Raw genomic sequence first — 20,375 nt, 5'->3', positions numbered from 1 at the left:
GCGAAGCGCGCTGCCCAACAGGACCAGGGCCGCGCCCGCCCCCGAACAGATCAAGCGTGAATCGCCCGTGCCAAACAAGCGCTCGCCGGTCCACAGCAGCGCAAGGCCGGCCAGCAACAGAGCGCTGGGCAATGCACCGGTCGTGCGTCGAGCGCCCTTCAGTGCCATCGTTGACTCTGCAGCGCTCGCGTCGAAGCCAGGAGCGCCAGGTAAGCAACCGACAGGTAGAACACGACGTCGGTCAACTGAACCAGGCCGCGCATAAAGGGAAAGTAGTGCTTTTCGTAGAGCGAAAGGTAGGCGATGGGAACGCTCAGCGGAGGATCCACGATGCGAGCCAGATACCAGCTGAGGAACAGGAGAAAGATGAAGACCGATGCCAGCAGCCCCGCAACCAGCTGGTTTTTGCCGAGCACCGAGCCGAGGACGCCCAGGCTCAGGGTCGCCGAGCCAAGCAGCAGCAGCCCAAGGTAGCCGGCCGCGATGTGCCCCAGCGACACCTTGCCGTTGACGAAGATCAAAGCAGGCAAGTAGAGGCTGAGCAGCGTCAGCAGCGACAGTACGACAAAGGCCGAGATGAACTTGCCCACCACCAGCTGAAACTCGCGCACGGGCGAGGTGAACAGCAGCGTCAGGGTACCCGACTGCCTCTCCTCGGCGAACAAGCGCATAGCGAGCAGCACCGAAGCCACGGTGGTCGTTCCACTCGAGTCGCGCAGGAAATCGATGAGCACTTGCGAGGAGAGCTTGGCACCGGTCCCGACGGCGCGGGTATTGAACAGCAAGCCCTGCACCAACAGCGTGGCGGCAACGATCAGATAACCGCTGGGTGTCCTGCCGTAGCCAGCGAGCTCCCGGCGCGCGATGAGCAGGATATGGTTCACGAGCTCACCTCCCCAGGGGTCGTCGATCCAGGGTCCTTCACGCTCCCGGCCCCCTTGCTGAGCTGCACAAAGATGTTCTCGAGACCTGTGGTCACGCGACGCATGCCGAGCAGGCCGAGACCCGCCTCGATCACAGCCCGGCTAACGGCCTCCCGTTCCGAATCGGCCACGCGCAACGTGGCCAAGAGCACCGAGTCCTCGCCGGTCTCGCGCACGCTCGCGTGATCAACGCAGGCGAGCTTGTCCAGCGCCTCGCGCAACGTATCGGCTGCGCCTCGCGCCTCGAGCTCTAGCCCCTGACCTGCTCCGTAGCGTTCGGCCAGCTGTTCCTCGCTCCCTTCGGCCGCGATGCGACCCTCGTGCATCATCAGTATGCGATCGCAGGTTTGTTCAATCTCGCTCAGAATATGCGTGCTAAGCAGAATCGTGTGGCGACCACGCAGATTGCGAATCATGGCGCGCATGTCGACGATCTGGACCGGATCGAGCCCCTGAATCGGTTCATCGAGTATCAACAACGACGGATCGTGGATAATCGCCTGTGCGATGCCCACGCGCTGCCGATAGCCGTGAGACAGGCTTGCTATCTGCGTGTTTTCGACCCCGCCCAAGTTGCACTCGCCGAGCACGAGGTCCAGGCGTTGTCGGCAGCGCGAATCGCTCAGACCTCGCAACTTGCCTGCGAACTTGAGGTACTCGCACACGCTCATCTCGGCATACAGCGGTGGGTTGTCCGGCAAGTAGCCGATCAAGCGCCGGATCTCGTGGGAATCGTCCACGACATCGAGCCCGCGCACCTCGATCCGCCCGGAGGTCGGCAGCAACAAGCAGCTGAGCATTCTCAGCGTCGTGGTCTTGCCGGCCCCGTTGAGACCCAGAAACCCTACGCACTCGCCCTCCTCGATCGTAAACTCCAGATCACGTACGGCGCAGTGCGAACCGTAGTACTTGGCGACGTCATCGACGACTATCATCGCGAGCGGCCTGTGAGCTACCAGAACTTCCGCATCTGTCAACATCTCCCTAACACGGACAGCCCCCGGCTTATTCCCCGGCATCGTCCCACCTGCTATAGGAGTCGCCTTGAGGCTGCAAAGCGCACCGCTGCGATCGATCGTGTGGGCACTCGCGCTGTGGGGCGTGCTGGCTGCGGCAGCCCTGGCGGCCGGTCGACTGCGCTGGCATGCCGCCGGGAGCCCGCAAACGAGCGGCCGGCACGAAGCGCTGCCGGCCGATGCGGGCGCTGCCGGCTCAGCCCGCGCGCTCGCCGATGAGGCGCATCCGGCGGCACCGATCCCGGCAGCTCCGGCGGCGCGCATACCCAACGAGGCCGACGCTTCCAACGCCGCAGCCCGGTCCATTGCCCCGTCCGAGCTGCCCGCGTCTGTCCCGCGCTACACGGTCTGCACGGCTGAGAGCGAGCTCCCTGAACTGTCCGTGGTGGCGCTTGCGCCCGGGGTGAGGCCCTGGATCGCGCTTCATTGCGGTCGCACGCTGCACCTTATCGCGGCACGGCAAGGCCCGCCTGGCAGCTGGACCGCCTGGCGGGTCGCCCTGGTCGAGAGCAAGGCCGAAGGGCTGCTGCGCCCGGGGCAGGTACTTGCGACCGATCTCGACGGCGATGGGGAGGCCGAGCTCCTGGTTGGGGTCCGAAGCGTCAACCCCGAAACCGGGAGGCATGCCGGGATCTTGGCACGTTTCCGGTTTGCCTTGGCTCGGGGTCTCAGCGCGCCGGCGGCGCTCCTACGGGCGGGACCAGGCGCCCTGACGGTCGGCGATTTCGACGCGCGACCGGGGCTCGACCTGGTGGTGGCCGTGCCGGCTCCGGAGCTGCTTGCCACACCTGGTGAGGTTTGGATGCTGCCGGGGAGCGGTTCGGCTGCGCGTCGAGCCAAACCCGGGCCGCTCGGCGCGCTCCGAGCCCTTGCTGCCGCGGACGTCAATCGCGATGGCCAGGACGATCTGGTGATGCTCGGCGCCGGCGAGCCCACCCTGCAGGTATGGCTCGGTGATCGGCGGGGAGCATTTGTCACGCGCCTGCAGGCCCAGATGCAGGGCGCCCGCGAGCTCGTTCGGGCAGATATTGCGGACGACAAACAACCAGAGCTCGTGGTCGTGGGCGAGCAGCTGTGGTCGCTCAACGTGGACCGCGAGCAGCGCCTGGCGCTGCGCGAGCTTGGCAATGTCCGCAATCTGCGCAGCGTCGAGTTCATCGACGTGGACGCAGACGGTTCGGTGGATTTGGCGGGCTACGACCACCCCGAGGTGGTGGCCTACCGGATCGACGGTGGCCGGGTGGGGGCTCGCAGCACGCTAGCTTCGCTGAGCGGCGATCACGCGGCCGTGCTCGCAACACGCTTCGTGCCGCTCGTGGGTGGCGAGCCGCCGGGACTGGTGGTCGTTTCTGCGCCGAGCGGATCGCCCAAGACGATACAGATCAGCCTCCTCTCCGCGGAGCAGCTGGTGGGCGGCGGCGTGCACCTGACACCCGGCAGCAGCCCATTGCCCGATGCACCGCTAAGGCTGCACGGCCACCTGCCCAGAGGAACCTGAGCCGTTCCCTTTCAGAATCAGAAGGGGGGGCCGCGCGCTCCGCTCCGCCTTGCTGCATCGCGGGGGGCGTCAGAGCCAGCGCGCCCGGAGGCTTTTTTGGGGCGGGAACAACTCAGCCGAACGCTCCGTTCCTGTTCAGCATGGATGCCAGAGCGAGTGCGCCCGGAGGAAAAACCGCAGGAATAGCAGCGCTATTTTGAGGATTTTTTCGAGGACGAAAGCCGCTGTGGCGCCATTCTGGACAGGAACGGGCTATTTGCCGATCAATACCGACAGAAGCCGTTCAACGGCTGGACCGAAGGGGGGATTGGTCAGCGCCGTGACGTTGAAACGGGCTTGGTAGAACACGCCCCTCAAGTGAGAAAACGTGTTGAAGCCCTCGACGCCATGGTATGCGCCCATCCCGCTAGCCCCCACCCCACCGAAGGGTAGCGCCTCCTGCAAGGGCTGCAGGCAGGTATCGTTGACGCAGGCGCCTCCCGACAAGGATGCATCGAGGACCCGCCGGGTGCGCTTCTTGTCGGAGTCGAAGTAATACAGCGCCAAGGGGTGGGGCCGTTCGGCTAGGTATGCGAGTGCTTCGTCCAGGCTGCCGTACGGGAGCAGCGGCAGCAGCGGCCCGAAGATCTCCTCCTGCAGCACGTGCATGTCGTCGTTGACATCGAGCAGCAAGGTGGGGGCGAGCTTGCGCTCGGCCTCTAACTGGGCTTCGCCAGCGGGGTTGACCTCGATGACGTCCGCGCCCTTGCTGGCGGCGTCGCTCACCAGCGCCCGCAGCCTCGCGTAGTGCCCGTCGTGGATGATGGCCGTGTAGTCGGGGTTGTTCTTGAGTGTGGGGTAGCACTTGCGAATCTGGTCCCGCAGTTTGTCCACGGCGACCTCTAGCTGGCCTTGCGGCAGCAGCACGTAGTCGGGTGCCACACAGGTTTGCCCGGCGTTGAAGAACTTGCCGACGGCGATGCGCTCGACGGCGCGCTCGAGCGGGAAGTCGGGATGCACAAGCACCGGAGACTTGCCGCCAAGCTCCAGGGTGACGGGCGTCAGGTTCTCGGAGGCTGCACGCATGACCAGCTTCCCGAGCCGGGTCGAACCTGTGAAAAGCAGATGGTCCAGCGGCAGCTTGCACACCGCCTCCCCCACCCGGGCGTCACCGGTGACCACCGCGACATGGGAGGAGTCGAAGCTCTCCTCGATCATGCCCTTGAGCAGCGCGCTGGTCGCTGGTGCCAGCTCCGAGGGCTTGAGCAGCACGCGGTTTCCGGCAGCCAGAGCGGACACGAGCGGATCCACCGCGAGCAGGAACGGGTAGTTCCAGGGCGCGATGATCCCGACGACGCCGAGCGGCTGAGGGCGGACTTCGGCGCGCCCCGGCCGGAAGCTGAGCGCCACCGGGCGGGGACGGGGCTTCATCCAGACCTTGAGATGCGCAAGTGCGAAACGGATTGCGTTAACCACGGGCAGCACTTCCGAGATCGCGGTCTCGTGCGCGGACCGGTGGCCGAAATCCTGCGCGACCGACTCGACCAATGCCCCCTGCTCCGCGCGCACCGCGCCGAGGAGCCTATTCAGGTGCTCGACCCGCTCCTTGTAGGGGGGACACGGGCGGCTGCGTGCCGCGCTGCGCAGCTGCTGGTAGGCCACCTGCACGCGGGCGACGTCAGCCTGCGGATCCCCTTCGCTCGACGAGTGCGGCACGGCGGCTTTGGCGCTAGCGGATTGCATGGGTGGATTGATGCGCGAGCCCCGGATAGGACCCTCGAGTGTAGCCCGAAACCCGACGGACCTGTTCAGCAACTTCATGCATGGCCGTGGTGGACGATTTCGATCGACTTTTGGGGCTGAGCGTGGTTGGGTTCCAGTGGGGACAGCATCGACGGGTAGGGAACGTGTGACGGCTGGTTCGAGCAGTCGGATTCCCTAATTTCTGCGAATTCCAGTTAGCCCGCATCTGGGTCCAAACTCCTATGGTCAGAAACAACATCGAGTCAGCGGTGTCCAGGGGAGTCAGCGAGGCTCCGCCGGCGTTGCATTCGGGGCTCCGGCCGGTAGCCATGCGCGGTGTGGACGGCGAGCACGCCCTGCTCGACCAGTTGCGCACGGCAGTCGATCACAGCTTCGACGCAGTATCAATGGTGGACTCACAGGGACGTATCGAATTCGCGAATCCTGCTTTCGAAGTAGCAACCGGGTTCTCGCCCGGTGCCTTGCTCGGGATGGGTTTTCAAGCCCTCGTGGCGGGCTCGAGCGCCAGCGACCCCTACGCGGAGCTGCTCGAGAACATGCTGCGCGGCAAGGCATGGGCTGGTCAGCTCACCTTGCGGACAAGCGACGAGCGTCTGGTGACGCTCGAGACGCGGCTCGTGCCGCTGCTCGGGCCGGGCGGCACGGTGAGCCATGGGATTCAGCTGCAGCGCGAACCGCTTCAGGCGCTCGGCACGCCGAGCTCGAAATGCGATGCCGGTGCGCCCCGGCCGACGAGCATCGTGGCCCATGACCTGAACAATTGCTTGTCTGTGATCCTGAACTACGGGTTCGTCCTCGATCGCCACTTGCAGAGGCACCACCTGCTGCGACCCATCGCCCATGAGATGCAGTCGGCGGCTCAGCGCGCGGCCGAGCTGGCCCGTCAGTTTCTTTCGTTTGCTCGCCGCGAGGCAACCGAGACGAAAACCGCTACCCGTAGCGCTGCAGGATGTGAAAGCCGGCGGGACTGTGAACCACCTCGCTGATGTCGCCGATGCGCAAGGCGAACGCAGCGCTGGTGACCGCCGCGTCCATCTCGTCGCGTGTTAGGTAGCCGAGATCCCCGCGGTCCTTGGCCGCTTTGGGCTCATCGCTGAAGCGAAGCACCATCACCTCGAAATCCTCTTCCGACTTCTTGATGCGATGCAGGATCCGCGCGGCGCGCTCCTCGGCTTGAGTCTGCGACCGGGTCATGCCGGGCGGCGCGTTTCGAGCTCCATGGTAAGCCACCAAGATCTGGCGGGTAGCCACGCGACTCGGCGGCACGGCCGGAGGTGTGCGGGCCACCGATCGGACGGCTGACTGCTTCGGCCTCACGATCCCGATGCGAACGAGCTCCTCCTGGACAACGCAGAGCAGCCGCTCGAGGCTCGGCGTGCCCGTTACCCTGACGCCGTTGACGAACAGACCCGGCGTGGTGTGGACGCCAAGCGAGCTCGCGAGCTCTTGGCCAGACCGGATGGCCGCCTTGTGCGTGTCCCGCTGCAAGCTGCGCTCGAGCTGAACGCGATTGAGTCGCAGCTGCTCCGCAATCCGATCGAGCTTGCGTCGCTTCAGGGTACCGCTGGTTCGAAACAGCGCATCGTGCGCCAACCAAAACGCCTCGTTGCCAAACTGCACGTCGGCCTCCCGGGCGAACTCAGCCGCCAGCACCGAATTGAAGTTGCCTGGTTGGGGGCAGTAGTGCCATTCGAGCTTGATGTGGGTCGCGTGAGCTTTGAGCAGATCATCGAGACGCGGTCGCAAACGCCGGCACTCGCGGCACGCGAAGTCTCCAAAGAGCACAACGCTCACGGGCGCACCAGCTGGACCTCGGTACGGCGGCGGTTTGGCGCTGGGCGCACGCAGACTGGTGGCAACGTGAGCCTGCACGCTCGGGCTCGGGGCGATGAGGGACAGCCGGCGGCGGCTTCCTTGCAGCTTCCACAGGCCGTAAGCTGTCATGGTCGCCGCTCCCAAGACCGCCAGGGCAAGCCCGACGAACGAGGGTCCCACAGTCACCCTGCTACCCTGCATGCCGACGGTGCCCAGCGCGGCCACCCCACCCCAGGTGGCGACTATGCCCAGAGCCGAGAGCGCGAACGCGAACGAACGTGGAATGGCATGAAGCCCGTCTACGATCGAGAGCCGGGCGGCGATGGTAGGCTGCCGGCGATCAGGTTGCACGGCACTCGGTCGAAGCGAGGTCTTGCGAGGTCCGTGACCCGCTCCGACGATGGGGTCCAGCCGCTCCGCCAAGGCGGCCGCATCGGCCGGCCGTCCGCTTGGCTCCTTGCTCAGACAGGCATCAACCAGCTCGCCGAGCCCCTCGGGTAGATCGCTCGCCACCTGGTCCAGAGGCACGTGATTCTCCGTGCAGGCCTTGACGATCACCGCATGCGCCGTGTCTCCCTCGAACGGAACGCGCCCGGCGAACGCCTCGTAGATCATCACGCCCAGGGACCAGACATCGGAGGCAGCGGTCGTGTCGCGTGCGTTCAAGGCGTGGTCTGGGCTCATGTACCAGGGCGTCCCCAGGGCCGTGCCCGTTTGTGTCAACCCCATCAGCTGGGTCTTGCGAGCAATTCCGAAGTCCAGCACCTTGATGCTCTCGGTCAGATCCGGCTCGATGGCGATGAACAGGTTCTCGGGCTTGAGGTCACGGTGCACGTAGCCCTTCTGGTGCGCCATGGTGAGCGCGTCGAGCGCCTGGTACAGGTGGCGCAACGTCGAGAGCGGGTCGTGCTCCGGGCGATCCATGTGCTCGCGCAGACTGCGCCCGTCGAGCAGCTCCATGGCGATGAACAAGCAGTTGTGCTCCTTGTCGTGGCCGGCATCGAACACATCCACGACTCCGTCGTGGCCGAGATCGGAAGCAAACCGAGCCTCGCGCTGAAAACGCGCGAGCGCCTCGTCGGAATCGAATCGGGCGGCGTCGAGGACCTTCAGCGCCGCGTGGCGCTGGGTCACCTGATGGCGGGCCACAAAGACGGAGCCCATCCCCCCTTCTGCCAGAGGTCGGACGATCTCCCACCGTCCGCCGATCAGCCGCGGCTCTTCGACGCTCTTCATGCCCGCTTTCCCTTCCGCTTTGTACGGCGTTGTTTCGAGGATTCTTTCGAGGACGAAAGCCGCGAGCGCACCGCCCTGCGCGACCACAGCCGATCGAGTTGTTCCGAGCGGCGCTTGCGCCAAGCCTGCCGAGACACCACAACCAGTTGCTGAGCATGCCTGGTGTGCGCGTCGTCGCGTTCGTGCTTGCCTTCAGCCTCCTCATCGCGGGGCTTCACGGCTACGTGTGGGCGAGACTGGCACGCGACACCGAGCTTTCGCGCCCGCAACGTCGCTGGCTTGCGGGCGTGCTGACCGTGCTGGCAGCGAGCCTGCCCGCGGCCCTTGTAGGGCGCTGGCTGCTGCCGCAGGACGCGTTCGCATGGCTGCCCACGCTGGCCTACGTGTGGCTGGGGTATGTCTTTTACCTGGTATTGCTGCTGGCGTGCGCAGACGTGGCCCGGCTGTTGCGGCGCACCCACGCCAAGGTGCTGCGAGGGCGCGACCCCGCGCACGCCGACCCCGAGGCCGACCCTCAACGAGGACGCCGCGTGTTCGTGGCACGGGCCACGGCAGTCGCGGCCAGCGCGGGCGCGAGCTTGATAGGCTTGAGCGGTGCCAACTCGGCGTTCGACATCCTCGCACCGGAAGTGACCGTGCGCCTCCAGCGCTTCCCGCGCGCGCTCGACGGGTTTCGCATCGCCTTGCTGTCCGATGTACACGTGGGACCCACCCTGCGCGCAGCGTTCCTCAAGGGCGTCGTTGAACGTACCAATCGCCTGCGCCCCGATCTCATCGCCATTACCGGCGACCTCGTGGACGGGAGCGTCGCGCAGCTCGGCTCGATCGTGGAGCATCTCGGCGCGCTTCGTTCGCGCTACGGCGTGTTCTTCGTAACCGGCAACCACGAATACTACTCCGGCGTGGAGCCGTGGCTCGCCTTTCTGCGCCGTCTGGGTCAGCGGGTGCTCATGAACGACCGGGTGAGCATCGGAGACGGAGGCGCGAGCTTTGACTTGGCCGGAATCCCCGACAGGCAGGCGCATCGCTACCACCGCGTGGCAGCGGACGCCGCCAGCGCCGTAGAAGGCCGAGATCCCGAACGCGAGCTCGTACTGCTCGCGCACCAACCCATCCAGGTCGATCAGGCACAGCGGGTGGGAGCCGGCCTGCAGCTATCGGGACACACGCACGGGGGACAGATCTTTCCCTTTGGCGCCGCCACGCGCCTGGTGCAGCCCTACCTGTCGGGCCTGCACCGGCACAGCGCCACCACGCAGATCTACGTCAGTCGGGGAACCGGCCTGTGGGGACCGCCGATGCGCGTGCTTGCTCCGGCCGAGATCACACAGATCGTGCTGGTCGACGCCTAACCGCACCCTGTTCTTTCCCAGGCCTACTGCTATGCTGGAGGGTACGGCAGGCGACGCCCCTTGCCCCTGTGCCCGCAGCGCCGATGGCAACGAATTCCGATGTTTTCCAACCTGGGACGATCGTAGGCCGGTACGAAGTTGTCCGCTTCATTGGTACGGGCGGCATGGGTACGGTCTACGAAGCGGTACACACGGACCTGAAAAAGCGAGTCGCATTCAAGGCCCTGCACACGGCCTACGCCGATAGCTCGCAAACGCGCCTGCGTTTCCTTCAGGAGGGCGAGCTCGCGTCGCGCATCCGGCACCCGAACGTGGTGGAGATCTTCGACGTCGGTGTGGAGAACAAGACGCCGTACCTCGTCATGGAGCTCCTCGAGGGTGAGGACCTGGCGTCGCTCCTAGAGCGCAAGAACCGCCTGTCGCCATCGCAGATCGCGCACGTTTTGCTGCCGGTCGTGGCCGCGGTGGCTACGGTGCACGACGAGGGCATTCTGCACCGCGATCTGAAGCCCGAGAATATCTTCCTGGCCCGCCACCGGCACGGCATCGTGCAGCCCAAGCTGCTCGATTTCGGGATCTCGAAGCTGACGGACAAGAAGTCCGCGCTTTCGTTGACCCTCGGAGCCACGGTCGTGGGCACGCCGCAGTACATGTCACCCGAACAGCTGACCAACTCGAAGACGATCGACGCGCGTACGGATCAGTACTCGCTGGGTGTGATCATGTACGAGTGTGCGACGGGTAAGAGGCCGTTCGAGGGCGATACGCTCTATACCCTGATGCACAACATCGTGGCGGGCAACTTCGCCCAGCCCACCTCGTTGCGGCCAGAGCTGCCGGCCGACTTCGAAACCATGATCCTACGCGCCATGGGAGGTGACGCGCAGGACCGCTATCCGAACCTAATCAGCGTGGGGCGCGTTCTTCTTCAGTTTGCAGGCCAGCGCGACCGAGCGGTGTGGGCGCCGGCTTTCGGCCAAGGGCGCGCGTCGGGCACGCCCCTGCACCCGTCGCTGGCGCCCGGGGAGCTGTCGGGTCTCGATGCGGAGCAACAACCGGCCGTGCGCGCGCCCGCTGAGCGGCTAAACAAGCCGGATCACGACGTCCCGCGGCTCGACACGCATGAGCTCGAGCTTCCCGGCCGGGTGCCCAGGCGACGTGTCCCGCTGGCCTTGGTGGCGGGCACACTCACGGTCGTGGGCGCGGGTGCGACTGCGATGTTGCTGTCGCACTCCAAAGGGGAGCCGTCGGCCACGGCGGCACCGGATACCCGTCGCGTCTTTAGGGCCGAGGTGCGCGCCGTCCCCGCGCACGCACGTATGGAGCTCGACGGACGCTCGATGGGCTACGGCAGCCTTGCCGCGCAGCTTGCCGTCGACGGCACCGAGCACACGCTGCGGGTGAGCGCAGACGGCTTCGAGCCCCAGGAGCTGAAGTTCCGTGACCAGCCTCCACCACGCAACATCACGCTATCGCGACGTTTGCCGCCGGGCGCGGGCCTCTCGGCGCCGTCGTTCGGGGCGGACGATCGTGCAAACAACCCGGCTGCGCGGCGAGCCCCGGAGGATTCGAGCGGCACGCAGCAGGAAAGCCAGACTGAGCGCGGCAAGCGTGGGTTGGCCCGATTGACCGAAAGCGGCAACGACGCGGGTGGCCGGCTACGCCGGCGCGCCACCCCGGCCCCGCCCGACGAAAGCCAGCAAGGCTCGGCGCGCGCTCGGACTCGCGACGAGCACAACCGCGAAGCGCGCGCTCGGGACCGCTACGCGGAAGCCGAGCCGCCAACAGAGCTCGAGCCCGCACCCCTGCCCGAGCCCGAGCCGCCCCCACAGGTGGAAACGAGTGCGAACCAGGCCCCCATCCTCGAGTAGTTTGGGGATCGCGCCCGCGTGACAACGACGGGATCGAGGCGGGGTCAGGCCTGCGCGAGCCGTGCTTCGACCATGGCGTCTGCGATCGTGTGCGGCAGCTGGCCCGAGCCTAGCGAACGCTCGACCACATCGTGAATCGTATCGTAGATCTTCATGACCCGAGAACGCGATTTGTTCTCGTCGTAGCCGTAGAGTTCTTGCGCGACGTTGATGAGACCACCGGCGTTGATGGCGTAGTCCGGCGCGTAGAGTATCCCGCGCTCCTGCAGGGCCTCGCCATGACGTGCCTCTGCCAGCTGGTTGTTGGCTGCGCCCCCTACGATCGAGCAGGCGAGCTCCGGGATCGTCGCGTCGTTCAACACGGCGCCCAAGGCGCAGGGGGCGTACACGTCGCAGCGCACTCGGTGGATCTCGCTCGGCGAGACCACCTCGGCCCCAAACTGCTGCCGGGCAGCTGCGGCGCGCTCGCTGTCCACATCGGCCACCACCAGCTTCGCGCCCAGGCGCTGCAGCTCATCGCAAAGCCAGTAGCCCACAGCGCCAACACCGGCGACCGCAACACGAATACCTTCCAGCGCCTCGCGCTCGAGCTTGAGCTTGACGCAGGCCTCGATCCCGCGCCGCACCCCCAGCGCTGTAAAGGGTGAAGGGTCCCCAGCACCACCAGCAGCGCGGGGCAACCCCACGACGTGCTTGGTCGCCTGGCGCATGACCTCGACGTCGGCCACGGCGATGCCGCTGTCCTCCGTCGTGATGTAGCGGCCACCCAACGCGTCCACGAAGCGCCCGAAGGCGAGCAGAAGCGCGTTGCGGTCGAACTCGCCGGCGGGCTTGATGATGACGGCCTTGCCGCCGCCCAACGACAGGCCCGCGAGCGCCGCCTTGTAGGTCATGCCGCGGGCCAGGCGCAGGGCGTCCACCACAGCCTCCTGCTCGCCTTGGTAGGCAAGGAAACGTGTGCCTCCGAGACCGGGACCGAGTCGCACGTCGTGAAGAGCCACGATAGCCTCGAGGCCGCTCCCTGCATCCCGCATCAGGTGCAGCTCCCCGTAGTCATGTGCAGCCATACGCTCGAAGGCACCCATCGCCGACTCCTGGCATGCGCTGAAGCCCGCGCGAGCCAGCCACACTGGCCCACGCACGTTTTCTGTTCTATTCGCTCTGTGCGTATATCATCGGACCGCGACCCGATCCAAGCCCTGACACAAGCCCTGTGCCGCCCGTGCGGGCCTTGCCAGCACCGCAGACACGCGCGAAGCTCCACCGCACTCCATGGCTCGTGCCAGCAGCCGGGTTGGGTCGTAAGGCGTTGGTCGGAACAGGCGTAGGGGCCGGAGGATAGGACGACATGGCAAAAGGCGACGAGATCTTGATTGCCGACGCCAATCCCAGGGACCGGGACGGCCTCAAGAAGCTCTTTGAAACGAGGGGCTATGTGTGCACGGCAGTCGAAGACGGCAGCCAGGCTAGAGATCTCGTGGTGCGCAAATTCTTCCCCGCCGCCGTAATCGACATGGACGTGGATCGACCCAACGGCGGCGTCGAGCTGGCCCGATACGTACGCGAGGTGTCGGAGCCGACCTCGATCATCATCACGGCAGGACGACGTTCGTTCGATGGAGCAGTCGAAGCCTTGCGATTGGGCGCGGTCGACGTCGTCGCAAAGCACCGCGATGCGATCCCGCACTTGACCGCGAGCGTTCAACTGGCTGTGGAACGCTACCGTGCCGCCGACGGCGACGGCGCCCTGCTGACGGAAGTACAGCAAGTGCTCGACGAGGCCCTCAAGATCATGCTGGATATGGGACGGCGCGTCTACGAAGGTGGCTCGAGCGCTTCGCCGGCCGCTACCACACGGCCTTCCATCTTGGTGATCGATCACGACCAGGATTTCTTGCGCGATCTGTCGCAGCAGTTCGGTGACAAACCCTGGGAGGTGTCGGTTGAGCTAAGTGGGGGCTCCGGTCTGGAGAAGGCGTCTACCTATCCTTTTCAGATCATCGTCGCACGCCAGGAGCTTCCCGACCTGCCCGGTCCGATGCTCATCAAGTCCGTACAGATGCAGCAACCCCGCGTGCTGGGGCTGGTCTACACGAGCGAAGGCGAAACCGGGCGCATCGATCGCTACGAGGGCGGCAAGGTGACCAAGGTCGAAAGGAGCTTCTCGGGTGCGTCGCACTTGCTCGACAAGCTCGGCGAAGTCGCCGGTGAGTTCGCCACGCTGCAGCAGGAACGCAAGTACATCCGCTCGTTTCGCAGCCACCACGGCAGCTTCCTCAAGCGCTACGCCGACCTCAAGGCACGTCTGGACTCACTAACCCAGTGAAGCCGAGCCCGCTTCACAGTGGGAACAGCGAAGCCAGCTCCGAGGCTCCGGGGCGCGAGCGCGCCGGCCCGCCCGCAGCGATCCCAGCCGGCATGGGGCTGCGTGCCCAGATCGTGCTGGCCCTGGCCCTGCTGTTCGCCGTCTCGTGGGGATTGGTAGCGTTCGTCGCGGTGCAGCTGACCCAGCGCGCTCGGGCGCTCGATGAGCTGCAGGATGTGCAGCGACTGGGTCGATTGCTCGATGAGGTGCATGCACGAGAGCTTCCCCAGCAGCGCTTCGAGCAGCTATTGGGTCAGGTCATGGTTGCGTTCGATCTGCAGGCGCTCAAAGTACGGGATGCGAAGGGACGGGTCGTGGAAGCGGGCAACAACGGCGGCCGGCCGGGCCTGAGCGTGCCGCTGCGACGGGGAGGTCGGCTGACGCTGTGGCATCGGGCCGCTCGCTCGGCGCGATCCGACTCGCTGGCACGGCTTCTGCTCTTTTACGTGGTATTCACCGGCGGGGCGATCCTGCTCTTGACGTACTTCGCGCTGACGCACCTCATCGTGCGTCCACTCGACCAGCTCACCCGCGCTTCGGAGCGTCTACCTTCAGCCAGCGTAGCGGCGCAGATACCCAAACGCAGCGCCGCGGAGGTGCAGCGACTCAACGCCGCCATCAACGACATGGCCAGCAAGCTGCGTGCGGAACGCGCCGCAATGCAACGGCGCCTCCGGGAGCTCGAGGAAACGACGCGCGAGCTGCGCCAGGCCGAAGGGCATTTGACGCGCAGCGCAAAGCTCGCGTCGGTGGGACGCCTGGCAGCGGGCGTTGCCCACGAGATCGGCAACCCGCTGGCGGCGATTCTCGGTTTTGTCGAGCTGCTGGGAGATGCGGACCTGGATCAAGGGCAGCGCAAGGAGTTTCTGGCCCGGATCGGCGGAGAAACCGAGCGAATCCACAGGATCATCCGCGATCTATTGGATTTTTCGAGACCCCCCCACAACGAAGGCGCGGATCTGACGAGCGATCCGCTCGAGGCCGTGCGCGATGCCATCAACCTGATTCGACCCCAAAAGGAAATGCGAGCCATCGAGCTGCGCGAGCGTGTGGCTCCAGGCTTGTTCCGGGTCCCTGGCGCCCAGCACCGCTTGACGCAGGTGGTGCTCAACCTGCTGTTGAACGCCGTCGATGCCCTAAAGGGCAAAGGCCAGATCCTGGTCGAGCTCGGGCCGAACGAGGATCGCACCATGCTGCTGCTTTCGGTCACCGATGACGGGCCCGGCATCCCGCCGCAGATGCTGGACCAGCTGTTCGAGCCCTTCAGCACCACCAAGTCAGCCGGCAAAGGCACCGGCCTCGGACTGGCCGTGAGCCATACGCTCGTGAGCTCGCTCGGCGGCAGCATCACGGCCTCAAGCGGTCCGAAGGGCGGCGCCCGCTTCGAAGTGCGGCTACCGCGCGCAAGCCGTGAGACGCCAACCGCCGAAGGGTCCCCCTCGACCTGATGCGCCCTTGCCACTGTCAGCCCCGCATGCGAATCATGATCCGTGCTAGCCTCTGTCTCAAGGACCCTAGCGTCGTCTTTCGGACCGGAAACTGCCGCCTGCACCCATCTGCTCACGCGCATAATGTCGTCGGACATGCCTCGGTTCGAGGACGGCACGGGCGCCACCGGCGCGCGCCGAAATCCTCGTTCCGGGTTCTTGAGACAGAGCCCAGGAACCAGCCTCCGTGATCGGCCGGCTTGACGGCGCTTCATGGATGGGGTGGCTTGCAGGCCGGAGGTCACTCTGGCGTGGCTTGCCCCCGTACGGGGAGTCGCTGGCCGTGGCCGCGGCCCTGGGCTTGATCGCGGACTCGGCTTTGGTGCGGGGACCGCAGGGGGCCGAGTACTGGGTCTTTGCATCGGGTTTGGCCCTGGCCTTTGGAACCGGCTTCGGCTTGTTGCTGTCGCTTTCGTTCGTGCTGCTCGGGGCCCTGCCACGATGGCTGCGCGTCGCTGGCGTGTGCACTGCATCGATCGCGATAGGCGCACTGTTCGCGCAATCTCTGGCAGCCTTCGCGCGGCTGTCGGGACGCTACTTCGCCCTCGCCCTTGGAACGCTGGTTGCGTGCGCGGTCGGCGCCGCACTGGCTGCCGCGCTCATCCTGCTGAGCACTCCTGCCGAAGGAGCTCCGAGCGGCCGGCTAGCCAGCCTTTCGCGGCCCTGGCGCTTGCTCGTGGCCGCGGCGCTGGCAGCTGCCGCCATCTGCGTACACGTTTTGGATCGACGCCTGTTCGTGGGGCTCTACCCGCAGGTCCACCTGCTCGGGCGCGTCGCCGCCGTCGCGCTGCTGGGCTTGGGTGTGGCCCTCGCTCAACCCGAGCTCAGGGTCCCGCGCATGACGCGGTGCGCGGTGGTCCTGTTGCTCGGTTGGCTCGGGCTCACGCTGGTCACGCTGGACCAGCATCGCGTGCGAGCACTGGAAGGGCTCATGATTCGGCCTTTTCCAGCCCTGTTCGTGCGGACAGCGCGTGCAGTCTTGGACCTCGACCGGGACGGTTACTCCGGGTTGCTCGGCGGTGGCGACTGCAACGACTTCAACGGGCGCATCCACCCGGCAGCGCCCGAGATTCCCAATAACGGCGTGGACGACAACTGCATGTTGGGGGACGCAACCCACCGTGCGCCAGCACCCAGCCCGCCGGTCGCATACCAGGGACCGGTGCAACGCAGCGTCGTCCTCATCACCGTGGACGCGCTGCGACCGGACCACATGGGTACGTACAACCCGGCCTACAACTTCATGGGTCGCGCAACAACGCCCGCCGTCGATCGCTGGTCCCAAGGAGCGCTCGTGTTTCGCAACGCGTTCAGCAGCGGAGGCTGGACCGTGATCGCGCTCGCTCCCATGATGCGCGGCCAGTACGCGCGCCGGCTGCTCTGGGAGCCCTGCTACGAAACGACCCAATACCGACTCGTACGTCCGTTTGAGCTCCACACACTAGGACCGGGCGAGCGCCTGCTGCACTACTTCCCGGTGCCGAACGCCGACCCTCACCCCACCCTCGCGCAACTGCTGGCTCAACGCGGTATGATCACGGCGGCAGTGGTCGACGACGGCTTCTCGCCCATGCTCGGACCGGGCGTCGGGCTCTCCAGGGGGTTTCAACGCTACGTGATCGTCGAGCAGCGTGTGGGCAAGTACCACACGGACCGCGAAACAACGAATACCGCGCTGGCCGAGCTCGCAGGCATCGCCCCCGGCCAGCACTTCTTCCTGTGGGTGCATTACTTCGGACCCCACACGCCCACGCTGATCCACGCGGGCACGCCAACCTACGGTCCCAGCATCGCCGATGGCTACGATCACGAGGTGCGGTTTTGGGACGGGCAGGTGGCACGCTTGCTCGCAGCCTTGGAGCAACGCCGGCCGACGCCCACCGTCATCCTGGCCGCCGACCATGGTGAAACCCTGGGCCCCTTCAGCCGCTCCCACGGTTTCGTGCTGGACGAGGCGACCGCGCGCATTCCCCTGATGCTCAAGGGGCCCGGCATCGCACCGGCCGTGATCGACAACACCGTTAGCCTGATCGATGTGTTCCCAACGATCCTGAAGCTGACGAACACGCCGCTTCCAGGCGTCAGCGATGGGCGCGATCTACTTTCGGCCGGGCTGCCCGGCGAACCGCAGCAACGCCGCTTGGTGCTCACGGACGCGTGGCGTTACCTGCACAACGGCGCCAAGGTGCTCGATGTGACCGCGGTGACCGACGGGCGGCGCATCCTCGTCTACGATCGAATCTTCCACAGCATGCGCCTGCTGGGTCGAGGTCCCGGCGCGCTGGGCACACGGGTGCCAACAGCGCCAAACGATGCGCTTAGCGCGTTCGTGCTCGGTTACGCCGAGGAGACCGCCAGCCTGGCACTGCCCCGCTGAGACGGCGCCGCGCTTCGCTGCTTCGCAGGAGTCGGCAAGCGACCACGCACCGCGCTTTGGGACGCACCGCGCTTTGGGGACGCACCGCGCTTTGGGGACGCACTGCGCCTTGAAGCCACTGCGCCTTGAAGCCACTGCGCCTTGGAGCCACTGCGCCTTGGAGCCACTGCGCGTCAAAGACATTGCGCCTTGGTAGCATTGGGCGTTGAAGAGGTCCCCGCCAGCTGGTAGGTAGCTGGCGTCGCCAAAACCATGCTCGGCCGTGGGATCACAGGCGACAGGGCGAAGCGAGTGTCGATGAAAAGTGCCGACGCCGAGCAACCCGCTCAGACCGGCTTGGGCTCAGCCCTGCGCGCGACGCGCTGGCTCCGGCTCTCAAGAGCGCGACTCGCGCTAGCGACCGCATGGCTGCTGTTCGCTGTGGGCATGCTCTACATGACGCTGTTGGCCGTGTTCTTTGCAGGCTTCGACGGCCCGATCGGGTTTGACGACGGGTATGTTGCTGCTTTTGCCGAGCGCCTCATCGCTGGCCGCTGGCTGCCCTACGTGGATGCGGTGAGCCTGCGTGGCCCTGTCCTGTACTGGGCCTCCGCCATCAGTCAGCTGCTGTGCGGCCGCTTCAGCTGGCTCGGTGTTCACGTGCTCGTGGGGGCGGCTCACCTGACCACGATGATCAGCTGCTTCGCGCTTGGGCTTGCGGTGCGAAGGCCGCTGGTCGGAGCCATCGCCAGCGGTTTCGAGTTCTTGATATTCGGCTGCGTGATGGTGGACGGGCCGGCGTGGGGCGTGACGGGCGAGCCCGTCGCCAAACCGCTGCTGATGCTCGCTGTGCTCATGGCCGCGCTGGCCGTGCACCGGACACGGCAAGGTCGGAATCGCTGCGTGTTGCTGTTTCTTGGCGGAACCTTCGCTGCGCTTGCCGGCCTCACCAAACAAACCTGCATTCCCCTGATCGCGCCGCTGCTGCTGTGGGCCATGGGCTCGGCGGTACACGCACGCTGGGATCGCAGGCGCCTGATCGTCGAGGCCGGCAGCATGCTGGCGGGTTGGCTCGCGCCGTGGGCGGCCGTGCTGTCGTTCTACGCTGCGCACGGCGAGCTGTACTCGCTCTACTACTGGACGGTCGAGTACGTGTTTTCCGCCTACGCAGAGCCCTACGACTGGCGGAGCTTCATGAGCGGGCTCGCTGCTACCGCCAAGATAGCGCCCTTTGCCTCGCTGCTGGTCGTGCTGCTGCCCACGCTGTCGCTGATTCGCTGCTCGAGCTCGATGCTCGGCGCCGGGGGCAACCTGCTTCAGCGGTACGCAGCGACCGGCTTCGAGGCCACCGTCGTGCTTCTGACCGTTGGGGCACTTGCTGGCGGAATGAGTCACATGCGCTTTTGGGGCCACCACTTCATTCACGCCGTGCCCCTCGGTGGCTTGCTCCTTGGCCTGCATATCGAAAGCGCGCTGCGCTTCGGCCGCGCTCGAGTGCGGCAAACCGCGCAGATCATGGTGGCGTTGTGCTTGGCCGCGATCTTGACCCTCACCGGCCATGCACGCTACCGCGACTTCGTGGCGTCTCGCCGCGGGGGTGGCTGGACGAGAGCCTACCCGGCGGCACTATGCCAGACCATCCACAATTACAGTCGGCCGGACGAGCCCATCGTGGTTTGGGGTTGGGATGCGGACCTGTACATCGCATGCAAGAGACTGCCTGGCACTCGCTTCGTATTCAGCTCGCCGCTTGCAGGCATCATGCCTCCGTTCTGGCACGAAGCGAAACCCGAGCGCATCGGGCGCGGCGCGCGCAGAGTATTCCTGAACGAGCTGAAGCGGAATCGGCCGGCCTTGGTCTTGGATATGCCGGCGAAGCTCGGCGGCTTCTCCATCGCGCGCCTGCCCCGAGTGGCCGCCCTGCTGCGAAAGCGCTACTGCGCGCTGCCACCGACCCAGGATGGCGGGCGCACTGCGTACGTCTGGCGCCGGCGCGACGCGAAGACCTGCGCCGGCGCCCACCTGCCGCTGGGTGCTCTGCCGGCAGGCAGCCCTGGCCCTAGCCCTCGCCTTCCTTAAGCACCACGAAACGCAGGGAGCCAAACTCGGCCTGACCCAGGGTGTAGATCACTTCGCCCAGCGTCTTGAACGGCGTGCGTTTGTCGGCGATGACTCTGACCTCACCGCGAAAGGGCCGGCGCGCGTTGCGGCTGGCGATCATCTTGAGTCGATCTCGATGTTGCTTCAGGTTCTGAAAAAGCGGGGAGATCAACCAGCCGTTTGCGCCACCTTGCTTCTGACTCGGGTCGACGTTGCCATTGCGCAGCGTCAGCACCTGTTTGCCCTCAACCACGATGCCTGCCGCCGAGATGATCAGGCCCAGTGCCTGTGCGGCTTCAACCTGCGAGGTGGAAACTGGAATCTGCAGCTCCTCGCTCTGAACGATCTCCGCATCCTGCGTCGAGAAGTTGGCGATCAAGAACACCAGCAAGATCGTCATCATATCCATCATCGGATAGATATTGAGGCCCTCGACTTCCTCCTCGGCGCCGCGACGATTGCGCTTGTTGATCACGCGCTTGACGTCGGCAAGGGTCGCGTGTTCCTTGTCGTCGTCGTCAGCCATCCATTCCCATGCGGTTGGAATTGACCATGCGGTTGGAATTGACCATGCGGTTGGAATTGACCATGCGGTTGGAATTGACCATGCGGT

The 20,375-nt window shown here is 65.9% G+C and carries 14 protein-coding genes; 8 read left to right on the top strand and 6 right to left on the bottom strand.

Translation table 11 applies throughout. The annotated features are described in order from the left end of the window. Positions 1-158: 158 nt before the first annotated feature. Both MJD61_17795 and MJD61_17790 read right to left on the bottom strand, forming a co-directional pair. Entirely contained in the window at positions 159-884 is a 726-nt protein-coding gene (locus tag MJD61_17795) for an ABC transporter permease (GenBank protein MCG8557116.1), read from the bottom strand. After that, positions 881-1,858, bottom strand: a complete 978-nt coding sequence (locus MJD61_17790) for an ABC transporter ATP-binding protein (GenBank protein ID MCG8557115.1) — start codon at positions 1,856-1,858, stop codon at positions 881-883. The genes MJD61_17795 and MJD61_17790 overlap by 4 nt, the downstream gene beginning before the upstream one ends. A gap of 109 nt (positions 1,859-1,967) precedes the next feature. Here MJD61_17790 and MJD61_17785 point away from each other — a divergent pair, with 109 nt between their 5' ends. Beyond that, the gene (locus tag MJD61_17785; GenBank protein MCG8557114.1) at positions 1,968-3,437 is read left to right on the top strand and encodes a VCBS repeat-containing protein; all 1,470 of its coding nucleotides are present in this window, start codon (positions 1,968-1,970) and stop codon (positions 3,435-3,437) included. 252 nt (positions 3,438-3,689) lie between these two features. Here MJD61_17785 and MJD61_17780 read toward each other — a convergent pair whose 3' ends face one another. Beyond that, entirely contained in the window at positions 3,690-5,159 is a 1,470-nt protein-coding gene (locus tag MJD61_17780; protein ID MCG8557113.1) for a coniferyl aldehyde dehydrogenase, read from the bottom strand. Between the two features lie 242 nt (positions 5,160-5,401). On the opposite strand from MJD61_17780, the gene MJD61_17775 reads away from it, so the two are divergent. Next, the gene (locus tag MJD61_17775) at positions 5,402-6,166 is read left to right on the top strand and encodes a PAS domain-containing protein (GenBank protein ID MCG8557112.1); all 765 of its coding nucleotides are present in this window, start codon (positions 5,402-5,404) and stop codon (positions 6,164-6,166) included. Here the strand turns inward: MJD61_17775 and MJD61_17770 are convergent. After that, positions 6,111-8,231: a protein kinase gene (locus MJD61_17770; protein ID MCG8557111.1), complete on the bottom strand. Its 2,121-nt coding sequence runs from the start codon at positions 8,229-8,231 to the stop codon at positions 6,111-6,113. The two genes, MJD61_17775 and MJD61_17770, sit on opposite strands and share 56 nt — an antisense overlap. Positions 8,232-8,386: 155 nt before the next feature. Between MJD61_17770 and MJD61_17765 the strand changes: the two genes are divergently transcribed. Next, on the top strand, positions 8,387-9,583 hold the full coding sequence (locus MJD61_17765; protein ID MCG8557110.1) for a metallophosphoesterase: 1,197 nt from the start codon (positions 8,387-8,389) through the stop codon (positions 9,581-9,583). 164 nt (positions 9,584-9,747) lie between these two features. Further along, a complete protein-coding gene (locus MJD61_17760) occupies positions 9,748-11,454 on the top strand; it encodes a protein kinase (protein ID MCG8557109.1) in 1,707 nt (568 codons plus the stop codon). 44 nt (positions 11,455-11,498) lie between these two features. Here the strand turns inward: MJD61_17760 and MJD61_17755 are convergent, their stop codons facing one another. Then, entirely contained in the window at positions 11,499-12,596 is a 1,098-nt protein-coding gene (locus tag MJD61_17755) for a leucine dehydrogenase (protein ID MCG8557108.1), read from the bottom strand. 206 nt (positions 12,597-12,802) lie between these two features. Here MJD61_17755 and MJD61_17750 point away from each other — a divergent pair, with 206 nt between their 5' ends. The 4 genes from MJD61_17750 to MJD61_17735 all read left to right on the top strand — a co-directional run bounded on the left by MJD61_17750 (position 12,803) and on the right by MJD61_17735 (position 19,741). Next, a complete protein-coding gene (locus MJD61_17750) occupies positions 12,803-13,780 on the top strand; it encodes a response regulator (protein ID MCG8557107.1) in 978 nt (325 codons plus the stop codon). After that, on the top strand, positions 13,777-15,267 hold the full coding sequence (locus MJD61_17745; GenBank protein ID MCG8557106.1) for a HAMP domain-containing histidine kinase: 1,491 nt from the start codon (positions 13,777-13,779) through the stop codon (positions 15,265-15,267). The genes MJD61_17750 and MJD61_17745 overlap by 4 nt, the downstream gene beginning before the upstream one ends. 226 nt (positions 15,268-15,493) lie before the next feature. Beyond that, positions 15,494-17,683, top strand: a complete 2,190-nt coding sequence (locus MJD61_17740) for a sulfatase-like hydrolase/transferase (GenBank protein MCG8557105.1) — start codon at positions 15,494-15,496, stop codon at positions 17,681-17,683. Positions 17,684-17,980: 297 nt separating this feature from the next. Next, positions 17,981-19,741 carry a hypothetical protein gene (locus MJD61_17735; protein ID MCG8557104.1) on the top strand — a complete coding sequence of 587 codons (1,761 nt, stop codon included), beginning with the start codon at positions 17,981-17,983 and terminating at the stop codon, positions 19,739-19,741. Here the strand turns inward: MJD61_17735 and MJD61_17730 are convergent. Then, the gene (locus MJD61_17730) at positions 19,722-20,288 is read right to left on the bottom strand and encodes a biopolymer transporter ExbD (GenBank protein MCG8557103.1); all 567 of its coding nucleotides are present in this window, start codon (positions 20,286-20,288) and stop codon (positions 19,722-19,724) included. The two genes, MJD61_17735 and MJD61_17730, sit on opposite strands and share 20 nt — an antisense overlap. Positions 20,289-20,375: the final 87 nt, after the last annotated feature.

Source organism: Pseudomonadota bacterium, from assembly GCA_022361155.1.
Lineage (GTDB): Bacteria > Myxococcota_A > Polyangia > Polyangiales > JAKSBK01 > JAKSBK01.
The sequence above is the reverse complement of the archived record's forward strand: the minus strand, read 5'-3'. Positions and strand labels throughout refer to the sequence as shown.